Origin of the sequence: Intestinibacter sp. (assembly GCF_051866655.1) — a bacterium.
Taxonomy (GTDB): Bacteria; Bacillota; Clostridia; order Peptostreptococcales; family Peptostreptococcaceae; genus Intestinibacter.
In genome coordinates this window covers 1-4,142 of record NZ_JBJDXL010000269.1, presented here as the reverse complement: position 1 = coordinate 4,142, position 4,142 = coordinate 1, and the positions used below count along the sequence as shown (strand labels likewise).

The 4,142-nt window shown below is 29.2% G+C and carries 5 protein-coding genes; 3 read left to right on the top strand and 2 right to left on the bottom strand.

What is annotated here, in order from left to right:
- The first annotated feature begins 296 nt into the window (after positions 1-296).
- Together ACI3VO_RS08090 and dprA are read left to right on the top strand one after the other, a co-directional pair.
- Entirely contained in the window at positions 297-950 is a 654-nt protein-coding gene (locus ACI3VO_RS08090; RefSeq protein ID WP_439757424.1) for a DarT1-associated NADAR antitoxin family protein, read from the top strand.
- Between the two features lie 113 nt (positions 951-1,063).
- Positions 1,064-1,996, top strand: a complete 933-nt coding sequence (gene dprA / locus ACI3VO_RS08085) for a DNA-processing protein DprA (protein WP_439757423.1) — start codon at positions 1,064-1,066, stop codon at positions 1,994-1,996.
- A gap of 48 nt (positions 1,997-2,044) precedes the next feature.
- Here dprA and ACI3VO_RS08080 read toward each other — a convergent pair whose 3' ends face one another.
- On the bottom strand, positions 2,045-3,379 hold the full coding sequence (locus ACI3VO_RS08080) for an MATE family efflux transporter (RefSeq protein WP_439757422.1): 1,335 nt from the start codon (positions 3,377-3,379) through the stop codon (positions 2,045-2,047).
- Between the two features lie 201 nt (positions 3,380-3,580).
- Here ACI3VO_RS08080 and ACI3VO_RS08075 point away from each other — a divergent pair, with 201 nt between their 5' ends.
- Entirely contained in the window at positions 3,581-3,754 is a 174-nt protein-coding gene (locus ACI3VO_RS08075; RefSeq protein WP_439757421.1) for a hypothetical protein, read from the top strand.
- A 74-nt stretch (positions 3,755-3,828) separates the two neighbouring features.
- On the opposite strand, the gene ACI3VO_RS08070 is transcribed toward ACI3VO_RS08075, so the two are convergent.
- Positions 3,829-4,142, bottom strand: a 314-nt coding sequence (locus ACI3VO_RS08070; protein ID WP_439757420.1) for a hypothetical protein, incomplete at its 5' end; no start/stop codon positions are given.

Below are 4,142 nucleotides of genomic sequence, written 5' to 3'. Positions count from 1 at the left end.
TGAGTCAAACCAAAACCAAATGACCGATCAAAGAAGCAATAGAATGACAGATCAGAGATCGAATAGACAATCTAATTCACAAAATAACAATAGACAATTTAGATAAATAAGTGTAGAGAATTGCCAAATTACAATATGCTAATTTGGCAATTCTTTTTGCAAAAAAATATATGAAAAATTTTACTTTTATATAAAATATAGGAAGCTAAATGATAAAAAGTATGATATTATTTATTATCCGATAAAAATTAGCATAAAGTAAATTGTAAAATTGAGTGAGTGATAGGAGGTAAAAAATGGCAACTAGAAAAGTGTACAGAGCAAATACTAAAGGAAATTATTTTGTAAATCCAGTAAATGTAGATTTTGAATGGAATCCAGGATTTGCAGTAGTTCAAAAGCAAAAAAATATTGAAAATCTACACAAAGAGTATAAGAAAATTTATCCAGAAGACAATGTTTTAGAGATTTCTACAAAGTCTAAAAATGAATTAGGTGTAAAGTTAAGTGCTTTCAATCTTAGTTTTAGAACAAAAAGCCAAAAGGTCTATACTGTAGAAGCCGCATTTCAATCAAGTAAAAAATTTGAAAACGGTGGTCCATATAGAGATATTTTAGATATGGATCCAAAATCGGCTAAAAGAGATGAACGATTGAAAACTTCCGGCAAGCTAGTTTCTTTTGTATTTCCAAATTACGAATGGCCATTAGAGCCAAAAACTCTGTTTTACGATTGGCTTTACATAAATTCTCTATGTCAAAATAGAGATTTAGCAAAGGAAATTTTAAATTACAATGCATTCACAGATATTGAATTTAATCCAAATAAATCGATAAATTGTCAAGCTCGCTCAGCAGCATTATATGTATCGCTTGCAAAGAGAGGCTTACTGAAAACAGTTCTTAAGAATAGAGACGAATATATAAAAATTATGAAATCTGCTTATTAGTATTATTTTTATATGTGTTATAAAAAACTATGTGATAAAATTTCGCATAGTTTTTTGTTTTGAAGAAATAATAAATATAATTTGAAACGAAATATTTATTTAATGGAGACAAAATGGATAAAGCAGAATTTATAATAACACTGACAGGAATAAAAGGACTAGGGAGAAGGACGATAAATAAAATAATAAATCAAGGCGTATTAAATAGTTTAGAAACCGATGAAACTATAGATTACCTAAACTCATTAAATCTAAAAGAAGTAACGACTAAAAGTGATCTAATACACGCAAATGAAATAGCCAAAAGAACGATTGAAATTTGTGATAGAGAAAATATTAAAATATCGACTGTATTAGACTGTAATTTCCCTAAAAAATTAAAAAATATAAACGACAATCCAGCGATAATATACTATAAAGGAAACGCAGATTGCTTATCAGATAAGTCAATTGCTATTATAGGCACGAGAAATCCCAGCTTGCATGGAGCTGATGTTTCTTACAATATATCTTCTACATTATCACATAGAGGATATACCATAGTCAGTGGTCTTGCAGATGGATGCGATACATTTGCTCACTTGGGGAGTTTAGATGTTTTGGGTAGAACTATTGCAGTTATGCCTTGTGGATTAGATACGGTTTATCCTAAGCATAATCAAAATTTGTTTGATAGAATAATTGAAAACAATGGTTGTGCTATAAGTGAATATCCTCCAGAAATGATTGTCTCTAAGTATAAATTTATCGAAAGGGACAGACTACAGAGTGCGCTCGCTGAAGGAGTTATAGTAGTTGAAACTACTTTAAATGGAGGCAGCTTTCATACTGTAAATTACGCCTTTGATCAGAATAAAATAGTAGGCTGCTACAGGCACGATCAGAAATATACGAATTTAAAATCAGTCAAAGGCAATATAAAATTACTCGAAAACGACAAAATTATGCCTATTTACAGTGAGGAAACCTTAGAACAGTTTATCGGTAAGCTAGATAGTGTTTTTTATTCCCAAAAATCAGAACAGATAGAATTTAAATTATTATAGTAACTAGATAAACCCGTTGTTTTTTATGGTAGGTTTATCTAGTTATTTTTATTCTTTTGTAGGTTTAAGTATTTTTCTTCCTATTTTAAAATAAAATGCCATAGAGAAAAATACAGTTAAAAACTCGGCTACAGGAGTAGAAAGCCATATTCCAGCTACTCCTAAAAATCTAGGAAGTGTAATTATAGCGATGCATATGAATATCAATGTATGAAGCACTGATATAATAGCCGAAATAGTTCCGTTTCCTATCGCTGTGAAATATCCAGACATGAAGATATTTATACTTATAAGTAGGAAACAGAATGAGAACAATTTAATTCCAAAACAAGCTATATTATATACATCTACATCTGATGTAAATCCTAGAATTATATATTTTCCGCCAAACATCGAGATTAAGAAAATCAAAACAGAGCTTATTCCCAATGATATGAAACTGTATTTTAGACTTTCTTTTATCTTATCAAAATTTTTGGCGCCTAGATTAAAGCTGATAACAGGAGATATACCTACTGTTATCCCAAAATAAAATGCAATAAAGAAATAGTACATATAGGTTATGATAGACATCGCCGCAACGCCGTTTTCTCCGTGGAAAACAAGTATACTTTTGTTGAATAAAAGCGTTGTTATCCCAGTCGAAAACTCTGTGAACATCTCTGAGCTACCATTGTAGCATGAATACAATAGTTGTTTAAAATCTATCTTAGGCTTAGTAAATTTAAGATGTGATTTGTCACTTATAAAATAAACTAATCCTATTAATGCTGATATAGCAATAGATGAAAATGTACCTAATCCAGCTCCAAGTATTCCAAGCTTGAACACAGCTATAAATATATAGTCAAATACAAGGTTTAGCCCTAGCCCAACAGTAGACATAAGTAACGATAATTTTGGGTTTCCATCGACTCTCGCGTAATACTCAAAATACAGCTTGAACATCATAGGAATTATCATAAGCACCGTTACGAAACCATATGTCATAGTGTAAGGCAGCAATTTTTCCGTTGATCCCAGCATTATAAGTATAGGCTTCAAAAATACTAAAAACAAAATTGTAAGTATTATCGAAATCACAAATAAAACAAGTGTCACAAAAGAGAAGAAACTATTTGCTTCGTCCTCGTTTTTTTCTCCAAGCTTAATCCCAACCAATGCTCCAGAACCATTTGCAAGCATAACAGAAATACCAAAGAACACACATGTTATCGGAATAACTATATTTATAGCAGCTAAAGCATTTGAATTTACAAACCTAGACACAAAAAATCCGTCTATAGTAGTGTAGAAGGATAAAAATACCATTGTGATTATCGATGGAATTACAAATCTTACAAATTGTGGATAGGTCTGCTTTTTCGAAAAAAATTCCTCCATTTTATCATCCTTTCCAAAATAAATATTTAATCAATTATTATTAATCATAAATGATATAAAAATATTGTCAATGGTTAACTAAAGGAAATTTTTTAATTGGAAGTTCAGAATGAGTTATTCCACAATTTTAAATAGATAGAATTAGATTTTTTGCAAATAATATAACTAAATATAATTAGATATGTAAAATGGAGGTTCGTCATGCATAAAAAACACATAAAAAATAGCAAAAATAATAAAAATAAAATAGACCTTGAAAATAACAAGGAATTTCAAGAAAGATATGAAGACAACAAATGGATTTCTGCGCTTAAGCAAGATCCAGTTACAGATGAGCAATCTCATGTACAGACTGATTATAGACAGCTTAAGTAAAATATATTATATTGAAAAAAAGGTATAGGCTAATTTAGCAAGCCTATACCTTTTTAAAAACTTATCATATAAAATTATTTAAAGAAAATACTTCGAAATATTCCAAATAAATCGGATTTTGGGTTAATAATAGAATCCATATATTTATATTGCGCAAGGGCATCCTCTTTAAATTTATTAGTACAAATTTGTATAGCACTTTGATCATCTATTGAATTTAAAATATCAATAACATCTTCTGTAATATTTCTATTTACCTTATATCCTAAATAATCTTCAATACAGTCAAAAAAAGCATTTAGCATATTAAATACAGAATCAAATAAACCGAAAGTTAATCTATTTGAATTTTGTATTTGATTTAACACATAATTTTTTTTATCTAAGA

Excerpts from the sequence above, each read along its gene's own strand:
- ACI3VO_RS08090 (WP_439757424.1), top strand. The coding sequence starts at position 297 with ATGGCAACTAGAAAAGTGTACAGAGCAAATACTAAAGGAAATTATTTT.
- dprA (WP_439757423.1), top strand. The coding sequence starts at position 1,064 with ATGGATAAAGCAGAATTTATAATAACACTGACAGGAATAAAAGGACTA.
- ACI3VO_RS08080 (WP_439757422.1), bottom strand. The coding sequence starts at position 3,379 with ATGGAGGAATTTTTTTCGAAAAAGCAGACCTATCCACAATTTGTAAGA.
- ACI3VO_RS08075 (WP_439757421.1), top strand. The coding sequence starts at position 3,581 with ATGCATAAAAAACACATAAAAAATAGCAAAAATAATAAAAATAAAATA.